Source organism: uncultured Veillonella sp. (assembly GCF_963522475.1).
Classification (GTDB): Bacteria; Bacillota; Negativicutes; order Veillonellales; family Veillonellaceae; genus Veillonella.
The window spans coordinates 131,506-149,735 of record NZ_CAUQYW010000002.1 but is presented as its reverse complement, the minus strand read 5'-3'; the positions used below and the strand labels follow the sequence as shown (position 1 = coordinate 149,735).

Sequence of the window (18,230 nt, the reverse complement as noted above, 5' to 3'; positions counted from 1 at the left end):
CCTTCTATTTTGTAGCTTTTAATTGTTCTTTTGAAAGCAATTTAGCATTAACCTTCGCACCATTTTTAACCTTAGTTAATCCATCAACGATGATTGTGTCTCCAGGTGCTAAACCGGCTTTAATAATTGTATCGCTACCACTTGTACCGCCAACTTCAACACTTTTTTGTTCTACTACTCCGTCAGCATTTACAACAAAGATAAAGTTTTTATCCATAATTTGAAGAATAGCGCGACTAGGAACAAGAATAGCATTTTTTAATTTTTGACCAGGAGAAATTACTGTGGCAAACATATTCGGTAACAATAAATGATCTGGATTTGGGAAAGAAGCTTTTAACACAAGCTTACCTGTTGATTGATCAAGACTCTTTGCGGCTTGAACAATGGAACCAAATTGGTTATAAGTATCACCATCAGCAAGTTTTAATTGAATATTTGGACCACTAGAGTCATCACCAGTTGGATTTTTCATGAAGTCAAGATATTCTTGTTCTGTCATGCTAAATTCAACAAAAATTGGATCAATGGAGTCAATCGTAACTAAAGTAGTGGAGCCAGCTTGAACAAATGTCCCTAGATCGATATCATCCATACGTAATGTACCAGAATATGGAGCATATACAATTGTGTCACCCAAGTTGTCTTGAGCAATTTTTACGGATGCTTGATAAGCCTCATAAGCTGCCTTAGCTTGTTCTGCAGTACTGCGTTGCGTATCTACGCGTTGTTGCGCAATAGCATCTTGTTGAGCTAAAGTTTCATAACGATTAAGATCTACTTCAGCATTTTTATAAGTCGCATTAGCCTGAACCGCTTGCGCTTCTGCATTAGCAAGACTAGCTTCGTATTGACGAGAATCAATACGATATAATGGTTGACCAGCTACAACTTGTTCTCCACCTTTAACATATTTTTCAACTACATAACCTGATACACGAGCATGTACAGCTACAGAGTTTTCTGCAACTACAGTACCAGCATAGGTTTGATTTACCTGTGCATCACTTGCAGTAATTTTGTATGCATTGACACTCACGTCGCCTGCTTGCTGCTGATTACTGCCACAACCAGCAATCATTACAGCGGATACAACAAGAGCCGCTAACATACGAGAATAACGGGACTTCATTATATGTACTCCTTTACACTACACTAATCATTTATAGCTCATAATTGCATAATTATCTTTATATATTTTACAGGATTCTATAGACAAAGTCAATTTTTTCGATACCTCACCAATGTTCTAAAACATAGATAAAATCTATATAAATTCACATCCATTGTATACAAAAAAAACGATAAAAATCATTGACATTTAATATTTTTCGTGTACAATCTCCTCCAATTTACGGTGAAATATTCTGTGGGGAAATAAAGGGGAAATTTCAACCGAATAAATGCGAATTTAAGCGAACATATGCGAACACTAAAAAAAGCTAGAAGACTAGGTAGCTACTGTATTTGTTCAGTATTTACGTATCTTCTAGCTTTAGCTTGAATATTGGTGGAGATGAGGGGAGTCGAACCCCTGTCCAAAAGTGTTGCCATATAGACTTCTCCGAGAACAGTCTATGATTTAAGTCTCAAGTTGCTACCGCTCACAGACAAGCTACACAACCCCAGTTCATATTGTCTCACCTAATTCATATGAACAACTGAATTAAGCCAGCCTACGGTTTGACGTCCATTCACACTTGGTAGGCACAAGTATGAGGGACGTAGCTTATGCAGCTAATGCAAAATTTTCTTCTGCGTTTAAATGTTTTCCCACCGTTTAACGGCCTCATGGAACGCCGACTCGCTATCTATACCACACGCACCCCTGTCGAAACCTTTACATCCCCGTGCGTCAGTCTCATAATTATAAGCCTATTTACTAGTACTGTCAATTCAGTCGAAACTCCACTAAACCAATATTCTGATTTACTTTATTTTCTGTATTGCTTTATGCAATGTATGACATACATAATCTATTTGTTCTCTATTATGAGCAGCTGTAACGGTCAAGCGAATTCTGCTTTCACCAACAGGTACTGTAGGCGGACGAATAGCGGTGCCTATAATGCCAGCCTCATATAGATAATCAGATACGGCAAGTGTATCTTCATTACGGCCTATTAAAATTGGGAAAATTGGCGTTTCATTAGTAGCATCAATTCCCATAGAAATCAATTGATCTGCCATATAGTTTACATTTTCTTGTAAACGCCGTAAAACAGATCCATCTGTCTCAAGAACCTGTAATGCAGCTAGGGACGCCCCTATATCAGCAGGAGATAATGCGGTGGAGAATATAAAGCTACGACTCGTATTAACGAGATAATCTATGATAGTGCTATTTGCAGCTACATAACCACCAACAGATCCTAATGATTTACTCAATGTTCCCAGTTGAATATCGATTTCTTTTTCTAGATTAAAATAAGCCGCTGTACCATGACCATTGCCGATAGTTCCTGTTGCATGAGCATCGTCTACCATGAGTAATGCATTATAGTCACGACTTAATTCATATAGTTTATCTAATGGTGCAATATCCCCATCCATGCTAAATACACCATCTGTGACGATAAGCTTGCGTGCATTTCGATCTGCTTGTTTGAATAAGTACTTTAATTCATCTACATCACAATGGCTGTAAGCCTTTACGGCCCCTCTACTCAATCTACAACCATCTATAATACTCGCATGATTTAGAGCATCGCTAAAAATAATAGTATTCTTATCCGCTATAGCAGAAATAGTTCCTACATTGGCCATATAACCGGTATTAAATACGAGCGCTTTTTCAGTATTTTTAAATTTTGCTAATTCTTTTTCAAGCTCTGTAAATAATGGAAACGTACCAGATACAAGGCGTGATCCACCAGATCCTGTTCCATATTGTTTAGCCCCTTTCAGGGCCCCTTCTATTACACGAGAATCAAAAGTTAAGCCCAGATAATTATTTGAAGCCATCATCAAATATTCTTTATCATCTCGTTTTACTCGTACTGCATCAATAGGGCTGTATTCTGTTAAGGTTCGTAGATTATGGTTCTGTACCTTTGAGTCTAATTGATCTTTAAAAAATTCATACATTTTATCACCGCTGAACAAGTACTGGAGATTTCTCCAAATATGTTATTACACTTTCACTATCTATATCAGAGCGTACAAAGAAAACGCGGCCCCCTATATCTGATCCAAATTCTTTCATATTAGGAAGGCGATGGTATACACCATTACAAGCAACATAACCTACTGTATAGTCTGGATCATCAGACCAACATAATTCGCCAACAATACCATCTGCTGATTGAACTTTTGAAGCTAATACTAAAGCCTCTCTCATATGTTCATTATCACCTAATGTATGAGATTCAAAGGAGTCCATATGACTAACACGTACTCCGCGGTCACCTGTATCTAAGCGCTCGCCAGTAATGGCATCCACTAACATAGCGCCGCGCATAGATTTATCTAAACTTTTTAATAAAGATATAGCTTTATAAACAGTTACCTCACTAATATTAGGACCTTGTAAAAGTTTAGTCGCCAATTGATGGGATTCAGAAATACTACTAGTTTTATGTTCCTCTACCTTTAGACAGTCTATGTATGTAATCTTCTCCGATGGAATTAAATCTACTGTAATATTGATAAAATCAGCTGTTCCTTTGCTATGATGTAGAGCACGTTCTGCTAGTGATTGAGCTATAGCGCCCACATCTTCTATTTTTACAATACGCTCCGCCCCAGAAATATGATGGCCCCCTTTTTCATGGGGACCACCTTGTGCTGCACGCATGCGTACACTATATAATTCACTCATTATGATACCTTACCTTTTATTATATTATTTTGATGTGCTTGACTGTGAATTTTACGGAATACTTTCACAAATACAGGCGCCATAATAACTGTAAAAATCATACCAGGCACCGCTAATGCAACCATAGGTAATGCAGCCTTACCAATATATACAGACAAGGTCAATCGGGCTAATGCAGATGCAATAGGACCAGAAATCATAATACCGATCATATGATTATGACACATCCAAAGGATTAAACCTACAATAAGACGAAATTGCATAGCAATCATAACATTTAAAATCGTTTGAGTGCCTAGTGCTAAGCCGATTAAACTAGATAGACATCCGCTAATAATATATTTCTTAAATCCGAATACAGCACATATGGCTACCGCCAACGGAGCTGACAGTTGAAACTCTATACCGGGAATGATATTAGGTATTTTAATAGCACCTAATGCAGTAATCATAGCCGTTAAAATAGCAACCTCAGTAATGTACCGAATATTCTGATTCATGATATTTCTCCTCTACTCAGAAAATGTCAACTACAAACACGACTCTTTGTTTACATTATAAATTTTATATACTCATTTATCAACTAAAAACTCAAAACTAAGTTGACAAGCATTACAAAAAAATCGAGTCACTATGACTCGATCTTTTTATCTTAATATTTTTGTTGCTCTTTGAGACGCTTTGCAATATCTCGCTTAGCATCACGTTCGGCCATATCTTGACGCTTATCGTATAACTTTTTACCAGTTACAAGGCCCACGGTCACCTTAACATAACCATGACTAAAATGGAAATTAAGCGGTACTAAAGAGAAACCTTTTTCCTTAACTTGTGCATGTAATTTATTGATTTCAGATTTATGCATCAATAGTTTACGAGTCCGTTCAGGTTCATGATTAAAACGATTGCCCTGTTCATATGGGCTGATATGAACACCATACAACAAAAGCTCACCTTTATCAATCCGACAAAAGCTATCCTTTAAGTTTAATTTACCTTGGCGTATCGATTTAATTTCAGTACCTGTTAAAGCAATACCAGCTTCATAGGTTTCATGAATATTAAAATCATGACGGGCCTTACGATTATCAGCAATAAGAGATGGACTAGATTGTTTTGCCATATATACCTCTATCGTTTACGTTTACTTTTATATTTCTTAGATTGACTGTGCTTAGTCGTTTTATTAGACTTCTTACGACTTGATTTTCCTTTACTAGATTTTTTACTGAAAGTATCATATCTAGAACGACCAGATTTACTGCTATCACGCCGAGAATACTTTTTACTAGATTTATCAGAAGATTTACGACTTCTACGACTACCAAAACCATCGCAAGTAGTTGCATAGTCAGAACCACTGAGCAATTGTTCTTGAATAGCCATTAAGTTATTAACTTCACCTAGTACAAAATCAATCTGTTTCTTTTCTACATCGGCTTTTACTAAGGTAACAGTTACCGTTTCACCTAAGCGATAAGTTTTACCGGTTCTCTTTCCTACAAGCACAAAATGTTCTTCATCGAAGAAATAGTAATCATCATTCATCATGCTCATATGCACAAGACCATCGATACCATTTTCTAATTCTACAAACATACCAAAGGATGTAATGCTAGAAATAGTTCCTTCAAAAACTTCCCCTACAAATGGAACCATATATTGTGTCTTCTTAAGATCTACTGTATCTCGTTCGGCCTCTGTAGCAACTTGTTCTTGCATAGAGGAATGTTCAACAGCTCCCGCTAAGAATGATTCGTCTATATCGCGTTTAGAATAGCCATTTTTCCAATGCATATCCGCCTTTAAAAGGCGATGAACCATTAAGTCTGGATATCGTCTAATAGGAGATGTGAAATGGGTGTAACATGTAGATGCCAAGCCAAAGTGCCCCACATTGATGGTACTATATTTAGCCTGTTGCATAGAACGCAAGGTCATAATTTGAGCTACTTGCTCAATATCTTGGCCCTTTACTACATCTAAGATTTTTTGAAAATCTCTTGGTGTTACACCATCAGTACTAAGGACGAGATTTTGCCCCAAGTAATTTAATACCTTCTGAAATAAATCCAATTTCTCTTCACTTGGGTTCTCGTGAATACGATATACCGATGTACGGTGTGTATTCTTTAAGTGTGTAGCCACTATTTCATTGGCAATGAGCATACATTCTTCGATAAGTCGTTCCGCCATGGTTCGATCTCGTTTTACAATACGTAACGGTGTACCATCATGATCGAGTAATACTTTATATTCAGGGAAATCAAAATCTAAAGCACCTCTACGACGACGCATGCGATTCAAAATCTTAGAGATTTCTGCCAAATCATACAGCATAGACATAAAGTCTTGTAAGTCATCAGGAATAATATTTTCCTCTAATGCTTTATAGACCTCTTTATAACTACAACGACGTCCTACATGGATAATAGATGGGCGAATACGATAATTTACAACCTTACCATCTTTATCTATTTCCATCATACACGTCATAGCATAACGGTCTTCATGAGCATTTAAACTACAAATACCGTTAGATAGGATCTCAGGTAACATCGGTACTACACGATCTACTAAATACACAGATGTACCGCGTTTATAGGCCTCATTATCAATGGCCTGTCCGGATACTACATAATGACTCACATCTGCAATATGTACACCTAACTCATAATTACCATTTGGTAATTTTCGGCCACTCACAGCATCGTCTAAATCTTTTGCATCCTCCCCATCGATAGTAACCATTTGTAAGTCACGAAGATCCCAACGGGCAGGGTCTTCATGAATAAGGGTATCAATTTTCTTGCTCGCTTTGATAACATCATCGGGGAAATTAAATGGAATCTTATGATTAGCCATGATGCAGTTAATATCAAGACCTACATCGCCCTTATAACCAAGAATTTCAGTAATAACACCTTCTGGCTTTTTATCGCCTTCAGGCCATTTAGTAATTTTCACTAATACCTTTGCGCCACTACGAGCATCTAATGTATTTTTTAAATCTACAAAGATATCAGTCCCAATTCGCTCATCATCAGGGATAACAAAGCCAAAGTGTTGTTGTCGGTCATAAGTACCCACTACGGTTTCATTAGCCCGTTCAATAACATCAACTATGACACCTTCTCGTTTATGTTTTGTATAGTTAGAAGGTATAACACGAACACGAACCTTGTCATTATGCATAGCAGTACCTTTATTTTGCTCTGCTACGTAAATATCTTCATCTTCTGGCATAATAACAAAGCCAAAAGACTTACGATAGCCCTTATAAATACCTTCATATTCTTCATGTTGTTGCTCTACATATTGATATACATCAGGTCGCGAAGATGTTAATACTCCTTCTCGAGCAAGCATCTTAGCAGAACGAATAAACATTTCAAGATCTTTACCACCTCGAATATGATTATCCATAGCAGCATCTTCAATATGATATGCATGTGGTTGTATAGATTTATAAAAGTCTAATACTTTCTTCTTCAAATCTTCACCTCCTTATTCTGTAAAAAAGAAAAAGCCTGCAAAGCAGGCTTTCATCATTAGAATTGATTAATCATTGCCCCTAACACTAAGCTTAACACAGCAAAGATAATCCCCAATATAATCGTACATTTAGATAAGAAAGCGTCCAAACCACGTTGCTTACCACCAAAAGAAGAGTCAGCCGCACCCGATACAGCACCACCCATGCCTGCGTTTTTACTCTCTTGTGCAACAACTACTACGATTAATAAAATAGATACAATAAGTTCTACAATCATTAAGAAATTTGTCACGACTGTCATCCTTCCTGTGTGGTTCTTGGAGAATCCAAAACCCGATGTTCTAAATACTTCTCTAATTTACGTTTAACCCTTTGTAACGCATTGTCTATAGATTTGACACTGCGATCTGTGACCTCAGCCATTTCTTGATAAGAACGTCCATCTAGATATCCTTCCAAGACCTCCCATTCGAGTTCACTTAAAATATGACCAATATTGCGCTCAATATCATCCAATTCCTCTTGGCTGATAATAAGATCCTCAGGATTGGTAACCTTTGCCGAGGATAGCATCTCGATCAACGTACGCTCTGATTCCTCTGTATAAACAGGTTTATTTAACGATACATAGGAATTTAAAGGCGCATGTTTTTGTCTAGTAGCCGACTTAATAGCCGTAATAATTTGTCTAGTTATACAAAGTTCAGCAAAAGCTCTAAAGGACGCTAATTTATCATGTTTAAAATCCCGCGTAGCCTTATATAGGCCAATCATTCCTTCTTGAATGATATCCTCACGATCGGCCCCTACTAAAAAATAAGAACGTGCCTTTGCACGAACAAAGTTTTTATATTTATTAACAATATAATCGATTGCAAACTCATTTTGCTCTTCTTGAGCTATGACCACAACTTGCTCATCGGTCATTTCTTTGAAATTGTAATCGGACTTGCGTGTATGAATTGTAATCATATGCTCCTCCTTACAATTGAGCAGAAAAACCAATATATTCATTATACTGGAACTATATGTGATTTTCAACTATCAATAGCCACGGCGTAATTTTTCAAGCTTTTCAGCTACTTCAGGAGATAATAAGCCTCCTACCTCATTACGTCGCAAACTAAATTGATCTCGTCTATGTTCATGAGCGTATTGCAGTCGTTCCTCTTCCTTAGCCATACGAATCATATTTTGTAATTCTCGAGCTGGAATCCGTAAGCCTCCAGAACCAAGAATTTGATTTTGTTCAGCCCCGTCAGAGGTTACAACATATACATTGGTATATTTGCCTTTCCGCAAAAATACCTCCCGTTCAATAAAGGAATCCGCTGTTTCCCCATCCTCAGTATATACTTCAAGAAATCCGCTCGTAATAGCCTCTACAGAACCACCAGATTTTGTATATTTACCATCAAACACAAGGATAACTTCATAGCCCTTGAATTTTCCGTAATTTAACAATCTGTCTCTAAGTTCCATACGAGCGTGTTCTAATGATTCATGAGCCAGCTTCTTTAGATGAGTCCAGGCAAATATCACATTATATCCGTCTACAATTAAGATATCTTTTAGCATAATTATTTCGCTTGGCGCTGACGTACCGCTTCATACATAAGAACCGCAGCCGCCACAGATGCATTTAAAGAATTTAAATTCCCATACATAGGAATAGTAATGAGAAAATCACAAGCTTCTTTCACAACGCGACTAATCCCCTTTCCTTCGTTACCTATAACGATAACGGTAGGAATTGTCATATCCGCCTCATAAAGAGTACGATCCCCTTCCATATGAGCACCCATCACCCAAAAACCCTGTTTTTGGAGTTGTTTTATGGTTTGTGCCACATTTCCAACTTGCACTAGTGGAATTTGTTCAATAGCACCAGCTGATGTTTTAGCAACTGTAGCATTAATAGGAGCATTGTGACGCTTAGGAATGAGAACAGCCGTAGCACCCACACACTCCGCAGTACGGATGATAGCTCCCATATTATGTGGGTCTTCAACGCCATCCGTTAAAATAAGCAGCGGTACTTCATGATTCGTCTCTTGTAGTACTTCACCTAGTTCTTTAAATTGAACAGCAGAAACAAGAGCAATAACACCTTGGTGTGGTACCTCCAAATCATATTTATTCATTTGTTTGATAGGCGTTGGACGTACTTCAATACCTTGAGATTTAGCAAGACCAACAATATCAGCTAGACTGGTTTTAACCTTATCTTCACTGACCATAATGCGTTGAATAGAACGACCACTTCTTAAGGCCTCTTTAACCGCATTGCGACCTACAATATAATTATCCATACTACATACCTCGTAGAGTTATTGAAAAGGCTTGCTTCATAACCTCTTGTAAGCGTTCATCTTGACGTGTTTCATAAAGAAATCCTAGTACTGCTTCAAAGGCCGTACTACTACGATATTCATGAACAGAACTGCTTTTTGGTACATTTACATTACTATTTCTAGCACGTCGTGCAATAGCTTGTTCTTGTTCTGTAAAAGTATTCTCTATTTCTAGCAATACCTTCGCTTGTGACTTAGCACAAATAAACTCAGTAACAATGGTGTGCAGCACTTGTACCTTCGTTATATTCATTTGTACTACTCGTTCACGCACATACATGGAGTATACTGCATCACCAATATAAGCAAGCATAACTGCATCTGTACTAAGACATTCCTCTATAGTTCGTTTACGCAAACGAAGCGGCTCTTCTTCAAGAGCCGTCAACTTTTTTATCGCTTCATTCTTTAGAAATTGAAATTGTTTAAACTTCACGTTTTTTCCACCGTGCGCCTTGAGGGGAATCCTCTATTGTAATACCAATTTCAGCTAAACGATCACGGATACAATCAGCTAGCGCCCATTGTTTTTGATCACGACACGCTTGACGTACAGACAAGATAACTTGCATTAACTCTTCATATTCGGCAGCGTTAGCACCTGTGTTACCTTCCCATGCTTTTTCGAGAATACCAATAACCTCTGTCATAAACTTGAAAATACGTTTTACTTCAGCGATTGCTTCTTGACAAACAACACCTTCACGACCTGTCACAGTTTGATAATAAATGTTGATTTCTTTAGCAAGACCAAACATGCTAGATGTAGCTAAAGCAGTATTGAAGTCATCGCTCATAGCTACTTCGAATTCTTCTTCATATTCTTTAGCTTTTTCTAGTAAATGTTGAGCTTCATCACATGGTCCTGATTCACAGTTTTCAAGATATAAAAGATTTTCAATAGCAGTACTTAAACGTTCTAAGGATTTATTTGCTTCTTCTAAACGTTCATCAGAGAAATCTAATGGACTACGATAATGTGTACTTAACAAGAAGTAGCGTAACGCATCTGGGCTATATTGTTCCAAGATATCTTTTACCAAGAAGAAGTTATTCAAGGATTTAGACATTTTTTCAGAATTAATGGTAATAAAACCATTGTGTAACCAATAGCGTACAGATGGATGTTGGCCAGAACAACCTTCAGATTGTGCAATTTCATTTTCGTGATGAGGGAAAATCAAATCACTACCACCACCATGAAAATCAAATTCTGTACCTAAATATTTTTGGCTCATTGCAGAACATTCAATGTGCCAGCCTGGTCGACCGTTACCCCAAGGACTTTCCCAGTAAGGTTCACCAGGTTTCGCTGCTTTCCATAATGCGAAGTCCATAGGATTTTTCTTACGACCATCAACTTCGATACGAGCACCTGCTTCCATATCATCTAAGGTACGACCAGATAACTCGCCATAATGTTCAAATTTATCAACACTATAATATACATCACCATCTAGTTCATAGGCATAGCCATTTTCAATCAATGTAGAGATCATAGCAATAATATCTTCAATATGTGTAGAAACACGTGGATAAATATCAGCACGTTGTACACCAAGGGCATCCATTACTTCGAAATAGCTATCGATATAACGATTAGCAATAGTATCCCAAGATACACCTTCACCATTGGATGTATTGATAATTTTATCATCTACATCAGTAAAGTTTTGTACATATGTTACTTTATAGCCTACATGTTTCATATAGCGACGAATTACGTCCCAAGTTACGAATGGACGTGCATTGCCAATGTGAGGATGGTTATATGGTGTAACACCACATACGTACATCTTTGCCTCACCTGGTGTTACAGGATTGAACACTTCTTTTTGGCGCGTCATAGTATTATAAACTGTAATTTCTCTCATCGTTACCGATGCCTCCATCTTCATAAAATAAAAAAAGACCCCTCATCTCATACAGAGACGATGGTCCGCGGTTCCACTCTGTTAGGCACCAAGATGGTACCCACTCATCGCATAACGGCGCGTCACCGGACAAACCTACCTATAATCAGAATGTCAGCTCATGAATGCATTTCGTCTACCTATACTTAAACCCTCTCACCGTCGGTTCTCGCTAAAAAGTTAGTTGTAGAGTACTTCTTTCAGTCTCAGCTATTACTATTAAATCTATCTTTAGATATAGAAATATTGTATCAACTATCCTATAGAATGTCAATGAGAACAAGAAAATCCTCATCTCTCAATATATCCAATTAGCCTACTAAACATGCGTAATTTGGATATAGAATTTAAAAGATGAGGATGAGGAATTAACTATTAAGCATTTTCCAATTTTTCTTGATCATCATGTTTACGGCAAATACCTGCAAAGATAGAGCCTGTAAAGTTATGAATGATAGAGAACACTGCTCCAGCTACAGCCGCTTGAGGAGTAAAGTGTTTAAGTGCTAAAGAGACTGATAATGCAGAATTTTGCATTGCCACTTCAATTTGCATTGCACGACGAGAAGAAACATCGATGCTAAGAGCTTTACATACAAAGTACGTTACTACGTAACCACTCACATTTTGTACTAAGCAAGCTACGAAGATGATAAAACCATTTTCAGCAATTTGTTTTTGGTTCACTGCAGTAACAGCAGCCAAAATTAACAATACAGCAATAGCCGCGATTGTTGGGCATACAGACTTAACAGGTTCAATCTTAGAACCGATGAAGTAATTCAAAACGATACCCAAGATAATTGGTACCAATACGATTTTTACAATAGAAATAAACATCGGCATAAATTGAATTTCAATGGAAGATGTAGCCCCTGCATATAACACAACGAATAAAGGTGTTAAAATTGGTGCCAACAATGTAGACACAGTTGTTGCAGATACAGACAAGGGAACATTACCATTTGCAAGGAATGTCATTACATTAGACGCTGTACCACCTGGACATGCACCTAACAAGATAAAACCAATACCAATTTCTGGAGGAAAATTAAAGATTATGGCAACCAAGAAACCTGCTAATGGCATCCATAAGAATTGAATTACAGATACTAAAATAACCTTCATTGGTTGCTTAAATACATCAAAGAATACTTTAGCTGTTAATGTTAAACCCATAGCAAACATAACAAATTGAAGCATGTACGCAATGTATGGCGTCATCCAAGAAAATACAGTTGGTAATAAATACGCCAATACCGCCATTAATAGCACAATCCAGGAAAGATAGCTATTGAATAAATGGTTAAGAGAACGAATAATACTCATAAAAGAACTCACTTTCATAATAAATAAAAATAAAAGACGCCGATTATTATAGCATTTCTATAGAATAATCTCAATATACATAAAAAAGCTCTCATAACAACAGCTATGAGAGCTTTTAAATCAGCTTATATTATTATTTTCTTAAAGTGCTAACATTGTCTAATCGATGTAAGCATTTTTCTTTGCCAAGCAATGTAACAATGTTGTTCAAATCTGGACCATGCATTTGACCAGTAAGAGCAACACGAATTGGCATGAATACAAATTTACCTTTCAAGGCAGTTTCTTTCATAACAGCTTTGATAGTTGCTTTTACAACATCAGGCGTAATTTCATCAAGTTCAGCCAATGCATTGCGGAATGCGCCGAGAACTGTTGGTGCTGTTTCTTCATTCAATACAGCACGCAATTCCTCTTCGTGACCTTCTTCAAGGAATACAGTTTCACCCATGAACATACCTACATGATCTTTAATTTGTGCACCATAGCTAATATGGTCGCGGAATGTAGAGCATAATAATGTCAACCAATCGATATCCGACTGATTTAAGCTATCTGGAGCCAAACCAACCTCTTTCAAATGAGGCAAGCAAAGATGGAATAATTCTTCATCGCTTAAGTTTTTCATGTAGTGGAAGTTGATATGGTTCAATTTATCAATATCGAATACAGCAGGGTTTTTAGCTACGCGATCCATGGAGAAGGCTTGAATCAATTCATCTTGTGTGAAAAATTCCTCTTCCCCTTCTGGAGCCCAACCAAGAAGCGCTAAGAAGTTTACAAGTGCTTCTGGCAAATAGCCCAATTGTTTGTATTGTTCAACAGATGTAGCCCCATGGCGTTTGGACATTTTTTTGTAATCTTTGCCAAGAATCAAGGAAATGTGACCAAACTTAGGTACTTCCCAGCCTAGTGCTTCATAAATAGCCATTTGACGTGGAGTATTAGATAAATGTTCTTCTGCACGAATAACGTGAGTAATGCCCATCATATGGTCATCCATTACTACGGCAAAGTTATATACAGGAATACCATCAGATTTTACGATTACAAAGTCACCTACACCATTGGATTCAAAGGATACATGACCACGTACCATATCATCGAAAGCATATGTTTTATTCAAAGGAACGCGTAAGCGAATGGTTGGTTTACGACCTTCTGCAATATATTTAGCCTTTGTTTCTTCATCTAAGTGTTGGCAATGGCCATTATATTTAGGTGTTTCACCACGATCCATTTGTTCTTGGCGAACAGCATCTAATTCTTCAGGTGTGCAATAGCATTCATATGCTTTGCCTTCGTCCAACAAACGTTGTGTTACTTCTTTATATAAGTCAAGACGTTCTGTTTGACGGTAAGGACCATTATCGCCACCTACATCAATGCCTTCATCCCAGTTCATGCCAAGCCATTGTAAAGAAGCTTTGATATTTTCTTCACTTTCACGGGTAGAACGTGCCAAATCTGTATCTTCAATACGCAATACAAATGTGCCTTTTTCTTTACGTGCTAATAGCCAGTTAAACAAAGCAGAACGAGCGCCACCAATGTGGAATGGACCCGTAGGGCTTGGAGCAAAACGAACTTTCATGGAACTCATGATTATACCTCTCCTTCATATACAGAAACGACAGCTTGTACAGCAATACCTTCACGGCGCCCAATAGCACCTAGCATTTCATTGGTTGTCGCTTTAATACTAATACGTTCTAATGGTATTTCCAAAACAGATTGTAAATTCGCCTTCATCGTATCGATGTGTGGCTTTAATTTAGGAGTCTCCGAAATAACCATAATATCTATATTATAGGCTTGTAAGCCACGTTCTTTCAATAAGGAATTAACCTTTTCTAACAAAAGCATGCTAGAAATCCCTTTATACTGGTCATCTTCAGGTGGGAAATAATATCCAATATCTCGTAGACCTGCAGCACCTAACATAGCATCCATTAATGCGTGAATGAGAACATCCGCATCGGAATGACCATCAGGGCCGAGTTCAGATTCAATATGAACACCGCCAAGAATACATGGACGACCTGCTTTTAATTGATGAATATCATAACCAAATCCAACGCGCATATGTGTATCCTCAATTCCTAAATATCGCTTAGCTACTGCAATATCATTTGGTGTTGTCACTTTAATATTACAATAATCCCCTTCAACTATATGTACAGGCTTACCTACATACTCAACTAGTGATACATCATCAGTACCAAGATACTTAGTTTCATATGCCGCTTGATGAGCCTCTACAAATAATTCTTTTTGAAAGCCTTGTGGCGTTTGAATTTGGTATAGCTCACTACGCTGTAATGTTTCTAGAACATTATGGTCCGTATCAACTCGTTTAATGGTATCTGTAGCCGGAACACCTACAGTAGCAGCACCATAGGTATTAGCCGAGTCAGCAACATTATTAAACATTTCTGTAGAGGCTAATGGTCGCGCTCCATCATGAACAAGGACAATATTGGTATCCTCTGATACAGCCTGTAAGCCACATGCTACAGAGTCTTGACGTTCATTTCCACCAAGTACTATGTGAACGGGAACAGCCAACTCCAACTCCTGAATATGTTTTGTCATATATTCTCGGTCGCCTTCAGCTACAACAAGAATAATTTCATTCAAGCCATCAACATTTGCTACATTTTGCAATGTACGCTGAATGATAGAGAATCGTCCCAAAGGGATAAATATCTTATTCTCTTTGTACCCCATGCGACGCCCTGCACCAGCGGCGAGAACAATACAACTAATTACCTTGTCCATTTTGTCCTCCATCTACACGAGCAAAGATCATACGACCAGCACTAGTTTGTAAGATAGATGTAACCATAACCTCTACAGTTTGACCTACATAAGGTTTACCATCTTCAACGACAATCATGGTACCATCGTCGAGATAAGCAACACCTTGATGTACCTCCTTACCTTCTTTCATAATTTGCACGCGAATCCATTCGCCTGCAATGAGGGCTGGTTTAAGTACATTAGCTAGCTCATTCAGATTAAGGACCTCAATGCCTTGTACACGAGCAACCTTATTTAAGTTGAAATCATTAGTCATCAACTTCCATTGTTTATCCAAAGCAAGCCGCATTAATTTAGAATCTACTTCTGTAAGATCATCATAATCGTCTTCTACCACTTCAATGGCTACCTTGTTAGCATCTTGCATCTCTTTCAAAATATCGAGGCCACGACGACCGCGATTTCGTTTTGTAGCATCAGCAGAGTCAGAAATAATTTGTAACTCATTCAATACAAAAAGGGGAACCATTAGAGGGCCTTCAATAAATCCTGTATTACATAGTTCCTTAATACGTCCATCAATGATAACAGATGTGTCTAGTAATTTAGGCGTACTAGAAGCTTTATCTGATTTATGAGTGGATAACATTTTAAAGCGACTTGTTTTTTTAGTGCCAGCTCCGCCCCACTGTTGTACGTAGTTATTATACATTTCAGGTCCTTTACGGGCCATGAGCTTAAGACCACTATATCCAAAGATAGCACTAAGAATGATATGAATGTAAGGGCCTATAATAGGCACTTCATGGAATGCAACACCAATTAAATTTGCAATAATAAGACCGAATAATAAACCGATGGTACCTGCAATCAATTCTTGATTTGGAATATGAGTAAGAATGCGTTCTAAACGTTTAGAAATTACTAAGCCTTGCTTTAAAATAAATGAAGAAATTAAATACCCAATAATGACGCCTAATAGAGTACCAAAAATTAATACTGAAATACGTGCAATGGTCAATGACATATCCCCAAAGGACTCAAATTGAGAGACCAAATATGGGTCGATAATAGGTGCTAAGCTATCCATTCCAACATAGGCCGCTGTGCCCACGAGAATGGCTATTACATAGCGCAATATCCGATAAATCATCAAATCACCTCCTAATTAAGAAAACACGAGCTGCATCGCCTCTTGAATAGATTTGACGCCTCTAATCTTGATAGAACTATCATTATCCTTGATTTGCTTATAATTGCCTTCAGGAATAATAAACTTTTTAAAGCCTAATTTCTTAGCTTCATTGATACGTTGTTCAATACGTGGAATGCTACGAACATTACCAGTCAAGCCTACCTCACCTAAGATAACCATATCGGTAGGAACAATACGATTTTTTAAATTAGATACGATAGCAACAGCCATAGACAAGTCACAAGCTGGTTCATTTACCTTGAGACCACCAATAACATTAACATACACGTCCTTATTACCTAACGTAAAACCACAACGTTTTTCTAATACTGCCAAAAGTACAATTAAACGATTAAGGTCATAACCAATTGCAGTTCTTCTAGGCATACCAAAAGCAGTCGTAACAACAAGGCTTTGTACCTCTACAAGGATAGGACGAACTCCTTCAAGATAAATCATAACGGCGCTGCCGCTTTCCTCATCAGATCGTTCTGCCAATAAGGAAGCTGATGGATTAGATAACTCTTGTAACCCTTCCTCAACCATGGCAAAGATACCGGTTTCAGATGTAGAGCCAAAACGATTCTTAATAGAGCGCAAAATACGGAATTGATAAGAACGTTCGCCTTCAAAATAAAGCACTACATCCACCATATGTTCTAACATACGAGGCCCCGCAATATTGCCTTCCTTAGTAACATGTCCAATGATTACTGTTGGAATATTTCGTTCTTTACAGAAGCGAAGGAGACGCGATGTACACTCTCGCACTTGACTAACACTACCTGGAGCAGCATCGATATCTCCGGTATACATGGTTTGAATAGAGTCGATAACTAACAAAGAAGGCGTCATTGCATCAGCTTGCTCTAAGATATGATCTAAATCTGTATCGGCAATAACTTGTAGTCGTTCACTATTGATATGAAGTCGTTCTGCCCGAAGCTTAAGCTGTAATTGAGATTCTTCTCCAGATGCATATAGTACAGTACCTACCGTATCGGCTACCTTTTGGGATACTTGAAGAAGTAGTGTAGACTTGCCTATACCAGGATCACCACCTAAGAGCATAAGAGCCCCAGGAACAATCCCACCACCTAATACGCGGTCGATTTCACCAAAGGTAGTAGATACACGAGCGATAGATGAAATTTCAATATCTGGTAAAGCTGTTGGTTTTGTTGTTTGATTTCCCACACCTCGTGAAGGTGTGTGGCTATGTTTAGTTTCTTTAATAATCTCTTCAACTAATGTATTCCATTCTCCACATTGTGGACAACGCCCCATCCATTTAGAAGACTCCGCGCCACAATTTTGACAGAAGAATACTGATTTTGCTTTTGCCATAATACCTCAAAAC

General features: G+C 37.8%; 17 protein-coding genes, 1 other RNA gene and 1 other annotated feature. All 18 genes read right to left on the bottom strand.

The features are described from left to right. Nucleotides 1-4 precede the first annotated feature (4 nt). Nucleotides 5-1,132 carry an efflux RND transporter periplasmic adaptor subunit gene (locus RWP19_RS02060; RefSeq protein ID WP_314356272.1) on the bottom strand — a complete coding sequence of 376 codons (1,128 nt, stop codon included), beginning with the start codon at nt 1,130-1,132 and terminating at the stop codon, nt 5-7. Between the two features lie 376 nt (nt 1,133-1,508). Then, nucleotides 1,509-1,850: a transfer-messenger RNA gene (gene ssrA / locus RWP19_RS02055) on the bottom strand. 79 nt (nt 1,851-1,929) lie between these two features. After that, nucleotides 1,930-3,087, bottom strand: coding sequence for an 8-amino-7-oxononanoate synthase (gene bioF / locus RWP19_RS02050; protein WP_314356271.1), 1,158 nt, complete (start codon nt 3,085-3,087; stop codon nt 1,930-1,932). Between the two features lie 4 nt (nt 3,088-3,091). Continuing rightward, nucleotides 3,092-3,820: a 6-carboxyhexanoate--CoA ligase gene (locus tag RWP19_RS02045; protein ID WP_314356270.1), complete on the bottom strand. Its 729-nt coding sequence runs from the start codon at nt 3,818-3,820 to the stop codon at nt 3,092-3,094. Next, a complete protein-coding gene (locus tag RWP19_RS02040) occupies nt 3,820-4,320 on the bottom strand; it encodes a hypothetical protein (RefSeq protein ID WP_314356269.1) in 501 nt (166 codons plus the stop codon). Before RWP19_RS02040 ends, RWP19_RS02045 begins: the two co-directional genes overlap by 1 nt. A 152-nt stretch (nt 4,321-4,472) precedes the next feature. After that, a complete protein-coding gene (gene smpB, locus RWP19_RS02035) occupies nt 4,473-4,943 on the bottom strand; it encodes an SsrA-binding protein SmpB (RefSeq protein ID WP_004697155.1) in 471 nt (156 codons plus the stop codon). A gap of 8 nt (nt 4,944-4,951) precedes the next feature. After that, on the bottom strand, nt 4,952-7,315 hold the full coding sequence (rnr, locus tag RWP19_RS02030; RefSeq protein WP_314356268.1) for a ribonuclease R: 2,364 nt from the start codon (nt 7,313-7,315) through the stop codon (nt 4,952-4,954). A 56-nt stretch (nt 7,316-7,371) separates the two neighbouring features. After that, entirely contained in the window at nt 7,372-7,608 is a 237-nt protein-coding gene (gene secG, locus RWP19_RS02025) for a preprotein translocase subunit SecG (RefSeq protein WP_105086005.1), read from the bottom strand. Between the two features lie 5 nt (nt 7,609-7,613). Beyond that, a complete protein-coding gene (gene sigH, locus RWP19_RS02020) occupies nt 7,614-8,288 on the bottom strand; it encodes an RNA polymerase sporulation sigma factor SigH (RefSeq protein ID WP_295259509.1) in 675 nt (224 codons plus the stop codon). Between the two features lie 72 nt (nt 8,289-8,360). Next, nucleotides 8,361-8,894, bottom strand: a complete 534-nt coding sequence (locus tag RWP19_RS02015) for an NYN domain-containing protein (RefSeq protein WP_314356267.1) — start codon at nt 8,892-8,894, stop codon at nt 8,361-8,363. Between the two features lie 2 nt (nt 8,895-8,896). Then, nucleotides 8,897-9,628, bottom strand: a complete 732-nt coding sequence (gene rlmB / locus RWP19_RS02010; RefSeq protein WP_295208529.1) for a 23S rRNA (guanosine(2251)-2'-O)-methyltransferase RlmB — start codon at nt 9,626-9,628, stop codon at nt 8,897-8,899. Between the two features lies 1 nt (nt 9,629). Continuing rightward, nucleotides 9,630-10,106, bottom strand: coding sequence for a Mini-ribonuclease 3 (locus RWP19_RS02005; RefSeq protein ID WP_295208527.1), 477 nt, complete (start codon nt 10,104-10,106; stop codon nt 9,630-9,632). Then, nucleotides 10,096-11,544 carry a cysteine--tRNA ligase gene (gene cysS, locus RWP19_RS02000; RefSeq protein WP_295208525.1) on the bottom strand — a complete coding sequence of 483 codons (1,449 nt, stop codon included), beginning with the start codon at nt 11,542-11,544 and terminating at the stop codon, nt 10,096-10,098. Before cysS ends, RWP19_RS02005 begins: the two co-directional genes overlap by 11 nt. 50 nt (nt 11,545-11,594) lie before the next feature. After that, nucleotides 11,595-11,800: a binding site (T-box leader), on the bottom strand. 158 nt (nt 11,801-11,958) lie between these two features. After that, nucleotides 11,959-12,912 carry a bile acid:sodium symporter family protein gene (locus RWP19_RS01995; protein WP_295208522.1) on the bottom strand — a complete coding sequence of 318 codons (954 nt, stop codon included), beginning with the start codon at nt 12,910-12,912 and terminating at the stop codon, nt 11,959-11,961. 133 nt (nt 12,913-13,045) lie between these two features. After that, on the bottom strand, nt 13,046-14,515 hold the full coding sequence (gene gltX / locus RWP19_RS01990; protein WP_295208520.1) for a glutamate--tRNA ligase: 1,470 nt from the start codon (nt 14,513-14,515) through the stop codon (nt 13,046-13,048). Nucleotides 14,516-14,517: 2 nt separating this feature from the next. After that, a complete protein-coding gene (ispD, locus tag RWP19_RS01985) occupies nt 14,518-15,693 on the bottom strand; it encodes a 2-C-methyl-D-erythritol 4-phosphate cytidylyltransferase (protein ID WP_314356266.1) in 1,176 nt (391 codons plus the stop codon). Beyond that, entirely contained in the window at nt 15,677-16,828 is a 1,152-nt protein-coding gene (locus RWP19_RS01980) for a PIN/TRAM domain-containing protein (RefSeq protein WP_295208516.1), read from the bottom strand. Before RWP19_RS01980 ends, ispD begins: the two co-directional genes overlap by 17 nt. Before the next feature lie 15 nt (nt 16,829-16,843). After that, on the bottom strand, nt 16,844-18,217 hold the full coding sequence (gene radA, locus RWP19_RS01975) for a DNA repair protein RadA (protein ID WP_314356265.1): 1,374 nt from the start codon (nt 18,215-18,217) through the stop codon (nt 16,844-16,846). Between the last annotated feature and the right edge of the window lie 13 nt (nt 18,218-18,230).

What these genes read in the sequence shown, in the direction of transcription:
- RWP19_RS02060 (WP_314356272.1), bottom strand. Translation starts at nt 1,132, where the DNA reads ATGAAGTCCCGTTATTCTCGTATGTTAGCGGCTCTTGTTGTATCCGCT.
- bioF (WP_314356271.1), bottom strand. Translation starts at nt 3,087, where the DNA reads ATGTATGAATTTTTTAAAGATCAATTAGACTCAAAGGTACAGAACCAT.
- RWP19_RS02045 (WP_314356270.1), bottom strand. Translation starts at nt 3,820, where the DNA reads ATGAGTGAATTATATAGTGTACGCATGCGTGCAGCACAAGGTGGTCCC.
- RWP19_RS02040 (WP_314356269.1), bottom strand. Translation starts at nt 4,320, where the DNA reads ATGAATCAGAATATTCGGTACATTACTGAGGTTGCTATTTTAACGGCT.
- smpB (WP_004697155.1), bottom strand. Translation starts at nt 4,943, where the DNA reads ATGGCAAAACAATCTAGTCCATCTCTTATTGCTGATAATCGTAAGGCC.
- sigH (WP_295259509.1), bottom strand. Translation starts at nt 8,288, where the DNA reads ATGATTACAATTCATACACGCAAGTCCGATTACAATTTCAAAGAAATG.
- RWP19_RS02015 (WP_314356267.1), bottom strand. Translation starts at nt 8,894, where the DNA reads ATGCTAAAAGATATCTTAATTGTAGACGGATATAATGTGATATTTGCC.
- rlmB (WP_295208529.1), bottom strand. Translation starts at nt 9,628, where the DNA reads ATGGATAATTATATTGTAGGTCGCAATGCGGTTAAAGAGGCCTTAAGA.
- cysS (WP_295208525.1), bottom strand. Translation starts at nt 11,544, where the DNA reads ATGAGAGAAATTACAGTTTATAATACTATGACGCGCCAAAAAGAAGTG.
- RWP19_RS01995 (WP_295208522.1), bottom strand. Translation starts at nt 12,912, where the DNA reads ATGAGTATTATTCGTTCTCTTAACCATTTATTCAATAGCTATCTTTCC.
- gltX (WP_295208520.1), bottom strand. Translation starts at nt 14,515, where the DNA reads ATGAGTTCCATGAAAGTTCGTTTTGCTCCAAGCCCTACGGGTCCATTC.
- ispD (WP_314356266.1), bottom strand. Translation starts at nt 15,693, where the DNA reads ATGGACAAGGTAATTAGTTGTATTGTTCTCGCCGCTGGTGCAGGGCGT.
- RWP19_RS01980 (WP_295208516.1), bottom strand. Translation starts at nt 16,828, where the DNA reads ATGATTTATCGGATATTGCGCTATGTAATAGCCATTCTCGTGGGCACA.
- radA (WP_314356265.1), bottom strand. Translation starts at nt 18,217, where the DNA reads ATGGCAAAAGCAAAATCAGTATTCTTCTGTCAAAATTGTGGCGCGGAG.